At 66.0% G+C, this 14084-nt stretch carries 18 protein-coding genes; 12 read left to right on the top strand and 6 right to left on the bottom strand.

Features of this window, described 5'->3' with window-relative positions; all coding sequences use genetic code 11:
* Positions 1–10: 10 nt before the first annotated feature.
* A complete protein-coding gene (locus tag U5805_RS28475) occupies positions 11–1078 on the top strand; it encodes a glycosyltransferase family 4 protein (RefSeq protein WP_322106852.1) in 1068 nt (355 codons plus the stop codon).
* Between the two features lie 25 nt (positions 1079–1103).
* On the opposite strand, the gene U5805_RS28480 is transcribed toward U5805_RS28475, so the two are convergent.
* From U5805_RS28480 to U5805_RS28490, 3 genes are all read right to left on the bottom strand, one after another.
* Positions 1104–1691, bottom strand: a complete 588-nt coding sequence (locus tag U5805_RS28480; protein WP_322106853.1) for a YSC84-related protein — start codon at positions 1689–1691, stop codon at positions 1104–1106.
* Positions 1692–1808: 117 nt separating this feature from the next.
* The gene (locus tag U5805_RS28485) at positions 1809–2264 is read right to left on the bottom strand and encodes a hypothetical protein (protein WP_322106854.1); all 456 of its coding nucleotides are present in this window, start codon (positions 2262–2264) and stop codon (positions 1809–1811) included.
* 251 nt (positions 2265–2515) lie between these two features.
* Entirely contained in the window at positions 2516–2833 is a 318-nt protein-coding gene (locus U5805_RS28490; RefSeq protein ID WP_322106868.1) for a PsiF family protein, read from the bottom strand.
* A 261-nt stretch (positions 2834–3094) separates the two neighbouring features.
* On the opposite strand from U5805_RS28490, the gene U5805_RS28495 reads away from it, so the two are divergent.
* Positions 3095–3391 (top strand): YciI-like protein, encoded by a 297-nt coding sequence (locus U5805_RS28495; RefSeq protein WP_322106855.1) that lies wholly within the window; start codon positions 3095–3097, stop codon positions 3389–3391.
* Here U5805_RS28495 and U5805_RS28500 read toward each other — a convergent pair.
* Positions 3388–4092, bottom strand: a complete 705-nt coding sequence (locus U5805_RS28500; protein WP_322106856.1) for a phosphoribosyltransferase — start codon at positions 4090–4092, stop codon at positions 3388–3390. The genes U5805_RS28495 and U5805_RS28500 overlap by 4 nt on opposite strands.
* A 216-nt stretch (positions 4093–4308) precedes the next feature.
* On the opposite strand from U5805_RS28500, the gene U5805_RS28505 reads away from it, so the two are divergent.
* On the top strand, positions 4309–4530 hold the full coding sequence (locus U5805_RS28505) for a hypothetical protein (RefSeq protein ID WP_322106869.1): 222 nt from the start codon (positions 4309–4311) through the stop codon (positions 4528–4530).
* A gap of 565 nt (positions 4531–5095) precedes the next feature.
* On the top strand, positions 5096–5413 hold the full coding sequence (locus U5805_RS28510) for a YnfA family protein (RefSeq protein ID WP_322106857.1): 318 nt from the start codon (positions 5096–5098) through the stop codon (positions 5411–5413).
* 21 nt (positions 5414–5434) lie between these two features.
* Here U5805_RS28510 and U5805_RS28515 read toward each other — a convergent pair whose 3' ends face one another.
* Entirely contained in the window at positions 5435–5881 is a 447-nt protein-coding gene (locus tag U5805_RS28515; protein WP_322106858.1) for a thioesterase family protein, read from the bottom strand.
* A gap of 291 nt (positions 5882–6172) precedes the next feature.
* On the opposite strand from U5805_RS28515, the gene U5805_RS28520 reads away from it, so the two are divergent.
* Positions 6173–6544 carry a chemotaxis protein gene (locus tag U5805_RS28520; protein WP_322106859.1) on the top strand — a complete coding sequence of 124 codons (372 nt, stop codon included), beginning with the start codon at positions 6173–6175 and terminating at the stop codon, positions 6542–6544.
* Positions 6545–6587: 43 nt separating this feature from the next.
* Here U5805_RS28520 and U5805_RS28525 read toward each other — a convergent pair whose 3' ends face one another.
* The gene (locus U5805_RS28525; protein ID WP_322106860.1) at positions 6588–6746 is read right to left on the bottom strand and encodes a hypothetical protein; all 159 of its coding nucleotides are present in this window, start codon (positions 6744–6746) and stop codon (positions 6588–6590) included.
* A gap of 59 nt (positions 6747–6805) precedes the next feature.
* Here U5805_RS28525 and U5805_RS28530 point away from each other — a divergent pair, with 59 nt between their 5' ends.
* From U5805_RS28530 to U5805_RS28560, 7 genes are all read left to right on the top strand, one after another.
* A complete protein-coding gene (locus tag U5805_RS28530) occupies positions 6806–7381 on the top strand; it encodes a hypothetical protein (RefSeq protein WP_322106861.1) in 576 nt (191 codons plus the stop codon).
* 94 nt (positions 7382–7475) lie between these two features.
* Entirely contained in the window at positions 7476–7961 is a 486-nt protein-coding gene (locus U5805_RS28535; protein ID WP_322106862.1) for a cupin domain-containing protein, read from the top strand.
* Between the two features lie 142 nt (positions 7962–8103).
* Complete coding sequence (locus U5805_RS28540) at positions 8104–8529, top strand: PRC-barrel domain-containing protein (protein ID WP_322106863.1); 426 nt, start codon at positions 8104–8106, stop codon at positions 8527–8529.
* Positions 8530–8806: 277 nt separating this feature from the next.
* Positions 8807–10819 (top strand): acetoacetate--CoA ligase, encoded by a 2013-nt coding sequence (locus U5805_RS28545; protein WP_322106864.1) that lies wholly within the window; start codon positions 8807–8809, stop codon positions 10817–10819.
* A 130-nt stretch (positions 10820–10949) separates the two neighbouring features.
* A complete protein-coding gene (locus U5805_RS28550) occupies positions 10950–11954 on the top strand; it encodes an AraC family transcriptional regulator (protein ID WP_322106865.1) in 1005 nt (334 codons plus the stop codon).
* Between the two features lie 171 nt (positions 11955–12125).
* Positions 12126–13916 (top strand): acyl-CoA dehydrogenase, encoded by a 1791-nt coding sequence (locus U5805_RS28555; protein ID WP_322106866.1) that lies wholly within the window; start codon positions 12126–12128, stop codon positions 13914–13916.
* A gap of 54 nt (positions 13917–13970) precedes the next feature.
* A partial coding sequence (locus tag U5805_RS28560) for an FAD-binding protein (RefSeq protein WP_322106870.1) occupies positions 13971–14084 on the top strand: 114 nt, incomplete at its 3' end.

Below are 14084 nucleotides of genomic sequence, written 5' to 3' on the forward strand. Positions count from 1 at the left end.
GAGACTCCCGATGAGAATTGCGCAGATCGCCCCGCTGACCGAATCGGTTCCGCCCAAGCTCTATGGCGGCACGGAACGCGCCGTGTCGTATATCACCGAGGCGCTGGTCGATCTCGGGCACGAGGTCACGCTGTTCGCGAGCGGCGACTCGGTCACGCGCGCGAAACTGGAACCGGTGTGGCCGCGCGCGCTGCGGCTCGACCCGAGCATTCGCGACCGCATTGCGCCGCACATGCTGCTCATGGAACTCGTGCGGCGTCAGGCCGATCAGTTCGACGTGCTGCATTTCCATATGGACTACTACTCGTTCTCGGTGTTCAAGCGCCAGGACACGCCGTTCGTGACCACGCTGCACGGCCGTCTCGATCTGCCCGAACAGCAGCCGGTGTTCGATACGTTCAACACCGCGCCCGTCATCTCGATCTCGAACGCACAGCGCCAGCCCTTACCGCAGGCGCACTGGCTGCGTACCGTTTATCACGGCTTGCCTGAAAACCTTTACACGCCGCAGCCCGTCGAGCAGCGCTATCTGGCGTTTCTTGGCCGCATTTCCCCGGAAAAACGCGTGGATACGGCCATTCGCATTGCCGAGCGCTGCGGCCTGCCGATCCGCATTGCCGCGAAGGTGGACGAGGCCGACCGCGAGTATTTCGAGCGCGAAATTCGCCCGCTGCTCGCTTCGCCTCATGTCGAATACGTGGGCGAAATCAACGATAGCCAGAAGGCCGAGTTCCTTTCCGGCGCGCATGCGCTGCTGTTTCCGATCGACTGGCCGGAGCCGTTCGGTCTCGTGATGATCGAGGCGATGGCGTGCGGCACGCCGGTGGTCGCGTTCAATCGCGGCGCGGTGCCGGAAGTGGTGGACGACGGCATTTCGGGCTTTATCGTCGAGGACGAGATCGGCGCGGTGGCCGCCATCAATCGCATCGCGCGCGTGCCGCGCGCGGGCGTGCGCCGCCGCTTCGAGGAGCGCTTCACCTCGCACCGCATGGCGCAGGAATACGTGCAGGCGTATCAGGCCGTGATTCGCGCGAACAAGCGCTCGCGCTTCACGGTGATCGACACGTCCACGAGCTGAGGCGCGCGGACGTGCCGCCTCGCGCTCAAAGGTCGAGTTTGTTGATCTTCGTGCCGCCCAGCGAGAGATCGCCGATCAGGCCGCTGTTGGTCAGCACGAAGACTTCGACGGGCTTCGTGGCCGTGGTCGTGTCGATGGAGCCGTTCGCGCCGATCTTCACCAGCGCTACGGAAGCGTCGCCGCCCGCCGACCAGCCTTTCGACGCGCGGAATTTGTCGAGCGCGTCCTGCGTCATGAAGAGATAAATCACCGATTTCGACTGCACGCCGAGCGTCGCGCCGATCGTGCCCGACGTCGTGCTGTAGTAGCCCGCGGTGCTGCCGCCCACGCGCAGCGCGCCGTCGCCATGTTCGCCGCCCACGCCGATGCCGGCCTGGATCACGCGCGGAAAGACGAGAATGCCGCGCGCCTTGCTCACGAGGTCTTGCGATCCCGGCACGGTTTGATAGAGCCGCGAAAGCGTGCCGTCCACGCCCGCGTCGATCGACTGCGCGCGCGACGCGTTTTCCGACGCCGTGGGCGCTTGCGTGCCCGTGGTCGTGCAGCCGGCAAGCGCCGCACATGAAAGCGCGATGGCAGCAGAAGCCTTAAAAAGGAAGCGAGATGCAGTCATCTTGTTCTCCGTTCTGGTTTCCGGACGCCGCCGTTCGCGGCGTTCACCGGTTATAGCACAGAGGTTCGATCCCACATCCTGAGAGTGCGCACGAAGCGGGAGTGCGCACGAAGCGGCCTAATGCTCGTGCGCGGGCGTGGCCGCGCCCTTGGCCGCGGGCCGGCGCAGCGCGCGCCTCACGCCGCCGATCACCATGCCCACCGCCAGCAGCACCGCCGCGGGCACCACCCAATAGCCGACGAACGCGTGCCAGAGATAGCTCGCGAGCGTTGCGCGCCGCAACCGGTATTCGCGTTCGGCTTCCTGCTGGCGCGGTGCGTTGGCGGCCAGCACCCCGGCGGGGCAACCGGCCACGCGCGCCGCTGCCGGCGTGCCGCGGCAGCGCAGCGGCGCGCCGGCGTCGCGCTCGGCGTCGGTGAATGTCCAGGAGGTGAGGGCGCGTTGCAGGTCCGTGCGGTTATATGCCATTTCGTCCTGAATCTCGCGCACCGCGACGATCATCACCGGCACGAGCCAGAATACGATCACCAGCAGCCAGCGACGAAACCAGCGGTTCTTGTGTCTCCATGCCATCTGCGCCTCCGTTCGATGCCGTCGGCATCAACGTGAACGCGGCGGCCGATGGCTTATGCGGGTATCGTCGAGAAAAGGCCGCCGCTTGAGCCATCATAGGAGAAAAACAGCGCGGCCGAAGGGGCCGGAAGGACGTTGCCAAACTATTTCGGACAACCTGGCTTCGCGGGGCGCGATCGTCGCAATGCACAAAAAAATACGCCGCGGCATGGGCCGCGGCGTACGCAAAAACTCTGTTGAAACGAAGCGGCTTAGCTCTTGGTCGAGAGGCACTGCTTCATGAAGGCCTTGCGATCGTCGCCTTTTTTACCGGTGGCCTGCGTGTTGCACGCCTTCATGCGTTCCTGTTGCGACATGGTCGGCGCGGGCGCGCCAGCGGCGGAAAGACATTGCTTCATGAACGTCTTGCGGTCGTCGCCTTTTTTGTCGCCGGCCTGCGTGTTGCAGGTTTTCATCTTGTTCTGCTGGCTGTTGGCCGCCGGCGCGGCAGGTGCGGCGGTCTGCGCGAAAGCAGGTGCGGCCAGCACGCCGCCCAGCACGACTGCGGCAATAAGGGATTGCATCTTCATCGTTGTACTCCCATGGGATTGGACGTTGTAGTCGACGTGCGGCCAGGCCGTGACGCCCGTTGAGCCTCGCGCGGTCATCATTATGGCAAAGCCGACACTAGAACGATCCGGCAACCGGTTTGGTTGACGGTTCGCTCGACGTTCGCTCGACGTTTGATCGACGCTTGATCGACGTTCGATCGACCCGCGCGGCGGCACAATGTCGAACGACGGCCGCGTGCCCACGCCATTGCGCCGCGCAAACTTCAAAGGAGAACGCAAATGCATTACCTGTTGATGTACGAACTCGCCGACGATTACCTCGAACGGCGCGCGGCGCACCGCACCGAGCATCTCGCGCTCGCATGGGCGGCGGTCGGGCGCGGCGAATTGCTGCTCGCGGGCGCGATTGCCGATCCCGTGGACAACGCGCTGCTGCTGTTTCAGGGCGACAATCCCGCCGCGGCCGAAGCGTTCGCGCAGGCCGATCCTTACGTGCGCGCCGGTCTCGTGAAGCATTGGCGCGTGCGTCCGTGGCAAACGGTGGTGGGCGAGGGCGCGTCGAATCCCGTGCGCTAACGCGCGTCGGCCGCGCTATCGTTCGCGGCGTCGAGCAGTGCGCGGACGGTTTCGTCGCTGACCTGTTCGAAGTCGAGATAGTTCTCGCCGACGCTGTGAAACGCGTGCGGCGTGCGCACGCATACGCATTCGTCGACGGCGCCGGCAAGGCGCGCCGGTGCGCCCGCGGGCGCGACCGGCAGCGCCGCGACGATGCGCGCGGGTCCGAGCGACGCCAGCGCGAGCGCGGCGGCCTTCAGCGACGCGCCGGTGGCCATGCCGTCGTCGACGACGATGGCCACGCGGCCCGCCACCGCGAGCGGCGCGCGGCCGTCGCATTCGTCGCGTTCGTCGCGGCCGTCGTGGTCGCGGATTGGACGGTAGCGTGCCTCGCGGCGGCCGAGTTCGATGCGCGCGAGCGCCAGCGCGTCTTGCAACTGAGCTTCGCTCACGCCGGTTTCGCGCACGATCGCGCTATCGACGTATTGCGCGCCGTTCGACGAGAGCGCGCCCATGGCGAGTTCGGCTTGCCACGGCACGCCGAGCTTGCAGACGGGCAGCACGTCCAGCGCCACGCGTAACGCGCGCGCGACTTCGAAGGCGACAGGCACGCCGCCGCGCGGCAACGCGAGCACGACAACATCGCGGCGGCCGGCATAGCCGCAAAGTCGCGCGGCCAGCAAGCGGCCCGCTTCCTGGCGGTTCGTAAAAGGGCGTTCCATGAGCGATTCCCTCGCGCGATTTCCATGCGGAGCGAGAGTTCAGTGTGCCACTTCCTTGTGTCGTGCGCTGGCTCGTGCAGAAAGCCAATCGTGCAGGCTGGCGCGGCGTTTCCATTGCACGCGCGCGGTCATTTGCATACGCGAATTTCTCGTTTGGCGCGCACGCCGACGCTCGCTACGATGACTGCACCCGTCATCGTCAAGGGTCCGCCCGCCATGTCCGAATCTGCCTGTTTCAATCCGCGCGTTGTCGAACCCGTCGTGCCCGATGCGCCCGACGGCCTGGGACTTGCCGTCGAGCTGTCGCTCGCGCGGCCGGTGGACGGCATCGCGGGCCGCGCCGTGCGCATTCATTTGCGTCACGGCGCACGTATGGAACAGGCCGAAACGCTGCGCGATCTGCTGCACGCCGTGGCGACCGATCTCGTCGTGGCCTGAAGTCGTGTGCCGAAATCCTGGCCGCAAGCCCGGTCGAGCGGTCCCGGCGAGCACGCGGCGCATGCCCCGGTCGCGCTCGCGATGGTCCGCTTCACGACCACGCCCGGATGCTGCCGGAACGCGCTGAGAACTTGATGGCGAGATCGGCGTATCGTCGGTCAGTAGTGTGCGTTCGCCTGATTCGAGCGTGCTTGCCGTTTTGAGAAGCCGCCGCGCGTCGCGCGCGGCCGGCGCACATTTCGGTGATCGACAGCGTGGCGAACCTGCTGACCGAGATCGGCAAAATCGGACGCGACTCGCGCGCGGCGAGCGCCTTTGAGGCTTCAAACGCGGCACCGAACGCAGCTTCAACGCAACTTCGCACGCAGCTTCAAACGCCGCATCGAACGCAGCATCGAACGCAGCATCGAACGCAACTTCACACGCCAGCTTCGAACGCCGCATCGAACGCAGCATCAAACGCAGCATCAAACGCCGCCTCAACACCCCATCGAGCACGAACGGCGTTCGCCGATAAATCGGCCGCTGCGGTAACATGGGCGCCCTCGCCAGAATGCGCCCGCCCATGAAGACGTTCCTGCTTTTCGTCGTGACCGCGCTCGCCGAAATCGTCGGCTGCTATTTGCCGTGGCGCTGGCTGCGCGAAGGCGCGAGCGCGTGGCTGCTCGTGCCGGCCGCGGCTTCGCTCGCGCTGTTCGCGTGGCTGCTCACGCTGCATCCCACGGCGGCGGGGCGCACGTATGCCGCTTACGGCGGCGTCTACGTATGCATGGCGATACTCTGGCTCTGGGCGGTCGAAGCGATTCGCCCGAGCGCCTGGGACTGGGCCGGCATCGCCTTCACGCTCGCGGGCATGGCGCTCATCGCCTTCCAGCCGCGCTGACGCTTTCTTCCGCCTGCTTTCTCACTGCGCCGCCGCATTCACGCGCGGAAACTTGTCGCGGAACGCCTGCGGCATCGGCACGACTTTTTTCGCCTCGTAATCGAAAAACACGAAGCCCGATTTCGCCATCGCAATGAGCGTGCGGTCGGCCGGGCGCGTGATGCGAAAGATGATGTCGCCGCCGTACTTGTTGAAATCCATGATGCCGACCTCGAACGCCAGCTCGTCGCGCGCGTAGGCTTCGGCGCGATAGGTCGTGGCGAGGTCGGTCACGATGATGCTGACGTGCGCGGCCTTCATGTTCTCGATGCCGGCGTCGAAGAGGAATCGCGCGCGGGCCTCGGAGATCATCGAGATCATCGAATCGTTGGCGAGGTGATTCGCGAAATTGATATCGGTGACGCGCACCGTGAGATGCGTCGTGTAATAGAACTGATCGTCGGGAAACTGGAGTTGAATGCGGGCCATGATGCGCAACGTGCGGAAAAGAGCGTGCCGGCGATTGTAACGGCAGATAAGAAAAGGCCGGCGCCGCGCGCATCCGTGCGGCGCGTTCTGCGAGCAGCCGGGCATACTTGGGCGCGCACAAGGAAGCACGAAGCGCACGAAGCACACAAAGCGCACGAAGCGCACAACGTGCAAAGCACACGAAGCACACAAACGCGCAAAGCACACGAAGCGCGCAAGCAAAAGCGCATTTGCGGCACGCGATCTGCTGAGGAGAAAACGCCGGCAAGGCACTTACTTCAGGAGAATGCCATGAGCACACTCGATCCCGACAACGACGACATCGCTCCGGCCAATGCGCCCGGCCACGACGTCGATTCGCTGGGCCCCGGCGACTCGTCGGACACCGGCAGCGACACGCGCGGCGCGAAGCGCCACGATTTCGACCGCGACAGCGAACTCGACAATCACGCGCTGGAAGAGGGCGTGGACGAAGCGATGAGCGACACCGATCGCGGCGGCACCGGCGAACGCGCCTCGGCCGACGGCGACGGTTCGCTCGAACCGGACAGCGACGTGCTGCCCGACCGCATCGACAACATCGTGGTTGCCGATAACTTCGACGACCTCGACCTTCCCGACGACGACGACACCGCGCCCGAGGACGAGTCGCTCAGGCGCTGATCGACTCGACGCCCGACCCGAGCCGACCCGAGGCGATCCGGCATCAAAGCCGCTCGGGCGGCGCGTCGGGCGGCGGATCGCCTTCGGGAATGGGCGGCGGTTCCGTGTCCGGCACCGGCGGAATCTTGGGGTGCTGCGGCGTGTCGCCGGGTTCTTCGGTGGGCAAATGAGTGCGATAGACGAGCAGGGAATCGAAACGCATGGCGTCCTCCAATGGGTTCGCGTGGCGGGCGCCTCGCAGGAAAGCGGGGAACGCCCGCCATGCTTGTTTCCGTCGTGTTCCGTAGTGTTCCGCTTTATTCCGCTTATTCTGTTTGTGCCCTTTCAAAAGCAATCGGCGTGCCGCGCGCGCTGCCTCGAACCGACGAACCGGCTGCACGGCGAACGGCCGCGCGGTATGCGGGTTGCTTAGGACTTCGTGAGATTGCCGATAAGGAGAATCACGCGATGAAGCACCGTGCCTGTCCGTTGATCGCGACGTGCGTTTGCGCGATTGCGGCGCTCGCCGCACCCGTGGCGCGCGCCCAGGACAACACCGGCGCGGATCGGCCCACGACGGCACCCGCGACGCAATCGGGTGCCGCGACTTCCAACGGCGTCGCGCCCGCGCCGGGCGCGGCCGGTCATGTCGATCATGTCGATCATGCCGGCGGCCGCACCGGAAACGCCGGGCGCGATGTTCGTCCCGATGTTCGTCCCGACGCTCGTCCTCCAGGCAATACCGCCAACACGCGCGATACACGCACGACGCGCACCACCCATCACGCGAAGCAGAACACGCATTCGGTCAGCCAACCGTCGATCGGTTCGGCCGCCAGCGATGCGAAGGGGCAATGAAATGACGATGCATGAAAACCGCACTTTCCATCTTCCGCTTCACTCGCGCGCCACGCGTGCCGCGCCGCGCGAAAGCAGCGTAGAGACGTTTCACTTGGCCCCGCACAGTTGGGTGCCGAACAATCCGCGTTTGCCGGTGATCGTGTACCGGCGTGCGCTCACATCCGGCGATCAGGATCTCGCGCAGGCGTTCAGTGCCCGTTTCGAGGCGAACGATTGGCCCACGCAGTGGCTGGACGGCGTGTTCGACTATCACCATTTCCATTCGACGGCGCACGAAGTGCTGGGCGTGCTGACCGGTACGGCCGAATTGATACTGGGCGGCCCGGGCGGGCGCGTGGTGCGCGTGCAGGCCGGCGACGCGCTGCTGCTGCCCGCCGGCACGGGGCATTGCCTGCTTTCGCTCGCGGGCGGGTTTCGCGTGGCGGGCGGCTATCCGCGCGGGCAGCAGTGGGATATTCGCCGCGAGGCGCTCACGCCCGCCGAATTGCGCGCGATGCAGGCGCTGCCCTTTCCGGCCAGCGACCCGATCTTCGGCGCGAAGGGACCGTTGATCGAGCATTGGCTGGCGCAGGCTTGAGGATCGACGCGTGCCCGGAACGCGCGTTGGGCGCTGAGGCGAGCGCGTTGTGCGCTTGATGCGCGAATGCGAAACGCGCCCGCGCGGGCACAGCGTTTGCATGAGCCATGGAATCGCGACACCGCCACGCAAGGAGACAATCATGAAAACACTGCACAGCCTGCCGCACCGTTCTTTGTTCGCGAAACGCGCTGCCGCCGCGAGCCTCGCGCTCGCATGCGGCTTCGGCGCCGTTTCGGCCGCGCAGGCGCAGGGCGCGCCGCAATCCATCGCCGTGCAGCGTATGGCGACGGTGCAATCGGGCACCGGTTTCCGCGCCTCGAAGCTCGTGGGTTCCGACGTCTACGACAACAGCGGCAGCAAGATCGGCGCGATCGACGACATCGTGCTCGAATCGCCGAACCAGGGCGCGTTCGCGATTCTCTCCGTGGGCGGCTTCCTCGGCATGGGCAAGCACCTCGTGGCCGTGCCGTTCAACGATTTGCAGATCAGCGCGAAGCAGATCGTGCTGCAAATCGACAAGACGCAGTTGAAGGCGATGCCGGAATTCAGCTACGCGCACGAATGACGCACGCGGGCGGCGGCTGAAGCCGCCAGGGCGCGCATTTTTGTCGAACACTTGCGCGCGCGTTCGTCAGCGTCCATCGACGTCGATTGACGCTGGTGGCAGTTTCAACGTGCGTCATCGCAGCCGATGGCGCGGCGCGCGCGCCTTGGCCTGATGACGGCGCATCGCATCGGCACGCTGGTTTCCCTCAATTGTTCATCGCGCGGCGAGTTTGGCACCATGAGCGGCAAGAACGGCCATCGGCCGAATCCGCTCAACGTGGACACCGCGCATCGAGATGAACGACACCGCAATCGCCTGGACGCCGACGCCGCAGCAGATCGAGTCGGCCCGCATCACGCAATTCATGCACTGGCTCGCGCACTCGCGCGGTCTGGCCTTCGAGCATTACGACGCGCTCTGGCGCTGGTCCGTCGACGACGTCGACGGCTTCTGGCGCGCGCTCTGGGACTGGGCGCAGATTCGTTCGCCGCAACCGCGCGGCGTGGCGCTCGCCGACGGCGCGATGCCGGGCGCGCAATGGTTTCCCGGCGTCGAACTCAACTATGCGGAGCAGGTGTTCCGCCACGCCACCGACGCGCGGCCGGCCATCGTCGCGCAAAGCGAGAGCGGCGCGGCGGCCTCGGGCATCGGCGAAACGAGCTGGGCCGAACTGCGCCGCCAGGTCGCGGCGTGCGCGGCCACCTTGCGCCGGCTCGGCGTGCGACGCGGCGACCGCGTGGCCGCGTATCTGCCGAATACCGCCGACACCGTGGTGGCATTTCTGGCCACCGCATGCGTGGGCGCGATCTGGTCCGTATGCTCGCCCGACATGGGGCCACTCGCCGTTCTCGACCGTTTCCGCCAGATCGAGCCGAAGGTGCTGATCGCCGTGGACGGTTATCGCTACGGCGGCAAGGCGCACGAACGCCGCGAACTGATCGAGCAACTGCTGCGGGAATTGCCGAGCGTCGAACGTTTGTTGCTGGTGCCGCAGCTCGATGTCGATGCGCGCGCAACCGACTTCGCCGAAGCGAGTCGCGCCATGCGCTGGCAGGACGCGATCGCGGGCGACGTGCCGCTCGAAATCGAAACCGTGCCCTTCGATCATCCGCTCTGGATCGTCTATTCGTCGGGCACCACGGGCTTGCCCAAGGCAATCGTGCATTCGCACGGCGGCGTGGTGCTCGAGCACGTGAAGATGATGGCGCTGCATCTCGACCTGCACGCGGGCGACCGCTTTCTCTGGTACGCGAGCACGAGCTGGATCATGTGGAACTGCCAGGTGGGCGGCCTGCTGGTGGGCGCCACGCTTTGCCTTTACGACGGCAACCCCTCGTATCCGCAAGCGGATTCGCTCTGGCGTTTCGTCGCGCAAGCGGGCGTGACCTTTTTCGGCGCGGGCTCCGCGTATTTCCAGGGCTGCATGAAGGCCGGCGTGCGCCCGCGCGCCGCCGCCGATCTTGCGCGCCTGCGCGCCGTGGGCGCGACCGGCTCGCCGCTGCCGCCCGAATGCTATGCGTGGATTCTGGAGCAGGTCGGCTCCGTGTGGATCGACGCGATCTCGGGAGGCACCGACTTCGCGGGCTGCTTTCTCGCCGGCGTGCCGATCCTGCCGGTGCGGCTCGGCGAAATGCAATGCCGGTGCCTGGGCGCGCGCGTGGAAGCGTTCGACGAAGCGGGGCGCTCGCTCGTCGACGAAGTGGGCGAACTCGTTTGCACCGTGCCGATGCCGTCGATGCCGCTGTACTTCTGGCGCGACGAAGCGAAGCAGCGTTATCGCGAAAGCTATTTCGACACGTATCCCGGCGTCTGGCGTCACGGCGACTGGCTGCGCATCACGCGCAGCGGCGGCGCGATCATCTATGGCCGGTCGGACGCCACCATCAACCGCCACGGCATACGCATGGGCACGAGCGAGCTATATCGCGCGGTGGAGTCGCTGCCGGAGGTGCTCGACAGTCTCGTGGTCGATCTGGAGTATCTCGGCCGCGCTTCGTCGATGCCGCTTTTCGTGGTGCTGCGCGAAGGCGTCGAACTCGACGAAGCGCTGGTGGCGCGCATCAACACGCGCGTGCGCGAGGCGCTTTCCGCGCGCCACGTGCCCGACGAAGTGCATCGCGTGGAGGCGGTGCCGCGCACGCTCTCGGGCAAGAAGATGGAGATTCCGATCAAGCGGCTGCTGCTCGGCCAAGCCATCGACAAAGTGGCAAACCCCGACACGATGGCGAACCCCGAAAGTCTCGCGTGGTTCGCGGCGTTCGCGCGGCGGCGCGAAGGAAAGGGCGCAGCGGGCTCGGGCACTGCATGAAAACGCCGTGCCGGGCGCCGCCGCGGATACGCCGCATCGGGTCCGCTTCGCCGCGAACGCTTTAGAATGGCGCGCGGCCCATCGTCCCGTATCGGTTGCCGCGCCGTTCAACACGCTCCATCGTTCACGCATGCCATCGCCCAGCGCCACCGTTCCCATTTCGCTCGTCAACGGCTTTCTTGCCGGCGCGGGCGCGCAGCCGGCCGTGATCCGGCGCTACCTCAAGGAAGCGGGCATCGCGCTCGAACTGCTCGCGCAGCCGGGCGGCCGCGTGACCGAGGAACAGTTCTCGACGCTGTATCAAACGCTCGCCATCGAACTCGACGACGAAATGCCCGGCATTTTCAGCCGCCCGTTTCGCAGCGGCACGCTGAAATTTCTCTGCCTGAGTCTGCTCGACGCGCGCAATCTGGAAACGGCGCTGCACCGCTTCGATCAGTTCTTCCATATCGTTCTAGACGATTTTCGTCTCGATTCGCGGCGCCACGGTCTCGTCGCGCAAGTGGCGTTGCGCGCGAATCCCGAGTTCGGCGCGCTCGGGCCGCTCGGCCAGGAATTAATGCTCAAGCTCGCGCACGGCGTTTCGTCCTGGCTCATCGGGCAGCGCATTCCCTTGTTGCAGGTCGATTTCGCGTGCCAGCAGCCGCCGCATGCGCTCGATCACCGCTACTTTTTTTCCGGGCCGGTGCGCTTCGGCTGCGAGGCCACGCTGATGCGATTCAGCGCCGCCTACCTCGACATGCCGATCCGCCAGAGCAAGCGCAACCTGCGCGCGTTTCTCGCGCGCTCGCCGGGCGACTGGATCTTCGAAACGTTCAGCGAGCAACTCGTAAGCCACAACGTGCGCCAATACCTCGCCGCGCAATTGCCCGGACTGCCGACCATCGAAGCCGCCGCGCAACATCTGCATTGCTCGGTGCGCACGCTCTGCCGCCGCCTGGCCGCCGAGGAAACCACATTTCAGGCGCTTAAGGACGAACTGCGCCGCGACGTGGCGATCCAGCGCCTCACGGACACGCGGGACACCGTGGCCGCCATCGGCAGCGATCTGGGGTTCGACGACCCCAGCGCGTTCCACCGCGCGTTTCGCCACTGGACCGGCAGCACGCCTGGCACCTATCGCCGGGACGGCTAACCACCCGCAACGGGTGGGTATGACGCCGGCGACGTGGCCAGATTTGTCACTATGTGGTCCGGTTTCGACACTCGTTGCGCGGGCGTTTGACGCTAGGATTCGTGCTGCAAAGCCGCATTCGCGCATCGCGCGGCGGCGTCTTCACTCGCGCATTCGACTGGAACATCGACCATGAGCTATATCGCCCCTGTCAAGGACATGCTGTTCGTGCTGAAGGAACTGGCCGGCATCGAGGCCGTCGCGGCCTTGCCGGGCTTCGAGGACGCCGGGTTCGACACCGCCCAGGCCGTGCTCGACGAATGCGCGAAACTATCGGGCGAAGTCGTCGCGCCGCTGAACGCGGAAGGCGACCGCGCGCCCAGCGCGTGGCGCGACGGCGAAGTGACGGCCACGGCGGGCTTCGCGGCGGCGTTCCGGCAGTTCGTGGAGGGCGGCTGGCAAGGCCTGCAACACCCGGTGGAGTATGGCGGCCAGGCGCTTCCCAAATTGATCGCCACGCCGTGCATCGAAATGCTCAACGCCGCGAATCTGTCGTTCGCGCTGTGCCCGCTGCTCACCGACGGCGCGATCGAAGCGCTGCTCACGGCGGGCAGCGACGCGCAAAAATCGCGCTATGTGCCGAAGCTGATTTCGGGCGAATGGACCGGCACGATGAACCTCACGGAGCCGCAAGCCGGTTCCGACCTCGCACTCGTGCGCGCGCGCGCCGAACCGCAGGCCGACGGTTCGTACCGCGTGTTCGGCACGAAAATCTTCATCACGTGGGGCGAACACGACATGGCGGAGAACATCGTCCATCTCGTGCTCGCGCGCACGCCCAACGCGCCCGAAGGCGTGAAGGGCATCTCGCTCTTTATCGTGCCGAAGTTCCTGATCGACGAGAACGGCGCGCCCGGTGCGCGCAACGACGTGCATTGCGTGTCGATCGAGCACAAGCTCGGCATCAAGGCGAGCCCGACGGCCGTGCTGCAATACGGCGATCGCGGCGGCGCGACGGGGTATCTCATCGGCGAGGAAAATCGCGGCCTCGAATACATGTTCATCATGATGAACGCCGCGCGCTTCGGCGTGGGCATGCAGGGCGTGGGCGTGGCCGATCGCGCGTATCAAAAGGCCGTGGCGTATGCGAAGGAACGCGTGCAAAGCCGGCCCGTGGACGGCTCGCTCAAGCAGTCGGCGACCATCATTCATCATCCCGACGTGCGCCGCATGCTCGGCACGATGCGCGCGCTGACCGAAGGCGCGCGCGCGCTCGCCTACGTGGCGGCGGCGCATAGCGATCACGCGCATCGTCATGCCGATGCGGGCGAGCGCGCGCGTCATCAGGCCATCTACGAATTCCTCGTGCCGATCGTGAAGGGCTGGAGCACGGAAATGGTCAACGAGGTCGCGAGCCTTGGCGTGCAGGTCCACGGCGGCATGGGCTTCATCGAGGAAACGGGCGCCGCGCAGTATTATCGCGACGCGCGCATTCTCGCCATTTACGAAGGCACCACGGCGATCCAGGCGAACGACCTGATCGGCCGCAAGACGGTGCGCGACGGCGGCGCGGTCGCGAAAGCGCTGCTCGGCGACATCGCGCAAACCTGCGAGGCGCTGGGTCAAGACGGCGGCGCCGCGGCGCTTTCGCTGCGCACGCAACTGGAGAAGGGCGCGCAGTCGCTCGCGCGCGCGGTCGATTTCGTGCTGGCCAACGTGAAGCGCGACCCGAACGCCGTGTTCGCGGGCAGCGTGCCGTATCTGAAGCTCGCGGGCATCGTGCTGTGCGGCTGGCAAATGGCGCGCGCGCTGCTGGTTTCGCGGCGCGAACCAGAGCGCGACCTCGAATTTCACGGCGCGAAAATCGCCATTGCGCAGTTCTATGGCGAGCATATTCTCGCGCAGGCAAGCGGGCTCGAAACCGCCATCCTGAGCGCGAAGGGCGATGCGAGCGTGCTCGCGCTCAACGAAGTGCAGTTTTGATCGCTCCGTGCGCGGCGCCTTCGCGACGCAGCCCGAAATAACAAGGAATACGAAATGTCCCCGAATGAAGCACTGATTGCGCAATACGGTCCCCGCGAGTCGATGGAATACGACGTGGTGATCGTCGGCGGCGGCCCGGCCGGGCTGTCCGCGGCGATACGCCTGAAG

It is taken from the genome of Paraburkholderia sp. J41 (genome assembly GCF_905220235.1).
Lineage (GTDB): Bacteria > Pseudomonadota > Gammaproteobacteria > Burkholderiales > Burkholderiaceae > Paraburkholderia.

Bases quoted from the DNA above. Each gene is read 5' to 3' on its own strand.
- U5805_RS28475 (WP_322106852.1), top strand. From the start codon at position 11: ATGAGAATTGCGCAGATCGCCCCGCTGACCGAATCGGTTCCGCCCAAG.
- U5805_RS28515 (WP_322106858.1), bottom strand. From the start codon at position 5,881: ATGGCCCGCATTCAACTCCAGTTTCCCGACGATCAGTTCTATTACACG.
- U5805_RS28530 (WP_322106861.1), top strand. From the start codon at position 6,806: ATGCTTGTTTCCGTCGTGTTCCGTAGTGTTCCGCTTTATTCCGCTTAT.
- U5805_RS28520 (WP_322106859.1), top strand. From the start codon at position 6,173: ATGAGCACACTCGATCCCGACAACGACGACATCGCTCCGGCCAATGCG.
- U5805_RS28480 (WP_322106853.1), bottom strand. From the start codon at position 1,691: ATGACTGCATCTCGCTTCCTTTTTAAGGCTTCTGCTGCCATCGCGCTT.
- U5805_RS28500 (WP_322106856.1), bottom strand. From the start codon at position 4,092: ATGGAACGCCCTTTTACGAACCGCCAGGAAGCGGGCCGCTTGCTGGCC.
- U5805_RS28550 (WP_322106865.1), top strand. From the start codon at position 10,950: ATGCCATCGCCCAGCGCCACCGTTCCCATTTCGCTCGTCAACGGCTTT.
- U5805_RS28525 (WP_322106860.1), bottom strand. From the start codon at position 6,746: ATGCGTTTCGATTCCCTGCTCGTCTATCGCACTCATTTGCCCACCGAA.
- U5805_RS28485 (WP_322106854.1), bottom strand. From the start codon at position 2,264: ATGGCATGGAGACACAAGAACCGCTGGTTTCGTCGCTGGCTGCTGGTG.
- U5805_RS28490 (WP_322106868.1), bottom strand. From the start codon at position 2,833: ATGAAGATGCAATCCCTTATTGCCGCAGTCGTGCTGGGCGGCGTGCTG.
- U5805_RS28505 (WP_322106869.1), top strand. From the start codon at position 4,309: ATGTCCGAATCTGCCTGTTTCAATCCGCGCGTTGTCGAACCCGTCGTG.
- U5805_RS28495 (WP_322106855.1), top strand. From the start codon at position 3,095: ATGCATTACCTGTTGATGTACGAACTCGCCGACGATTACCTCGAACGG.
- U5805_RS28540 (WP_322106863.1), top strand. From the start codon at position 8,104: ATGAAAACACTGCACAGCCTGCCGCACCGTTCTTTGTTCGCGAAACGC.
- U5805_RS28555 (WP_322106866.1), top strand. From the start codon at position 12,126: ATGAGCTATATCGCCCCTGTCAAGGACATGCTGTTCGTGCTGAAGGAA.
- U5805_RS28545 (WP_322106864.1), top strand. From the start codon at position 8,807: ATGAACGACACCGCAATCGCCTGGACGCCGACGCCGCAGCAGATCGAG.
- U5805_RS28510 (WP_322106857.1), top strand. From the start codon at position 5,096: ATGAAGACGTTCCTGCTTTTCGTCGTGACCGCGCTCGCCGAAATCGTC.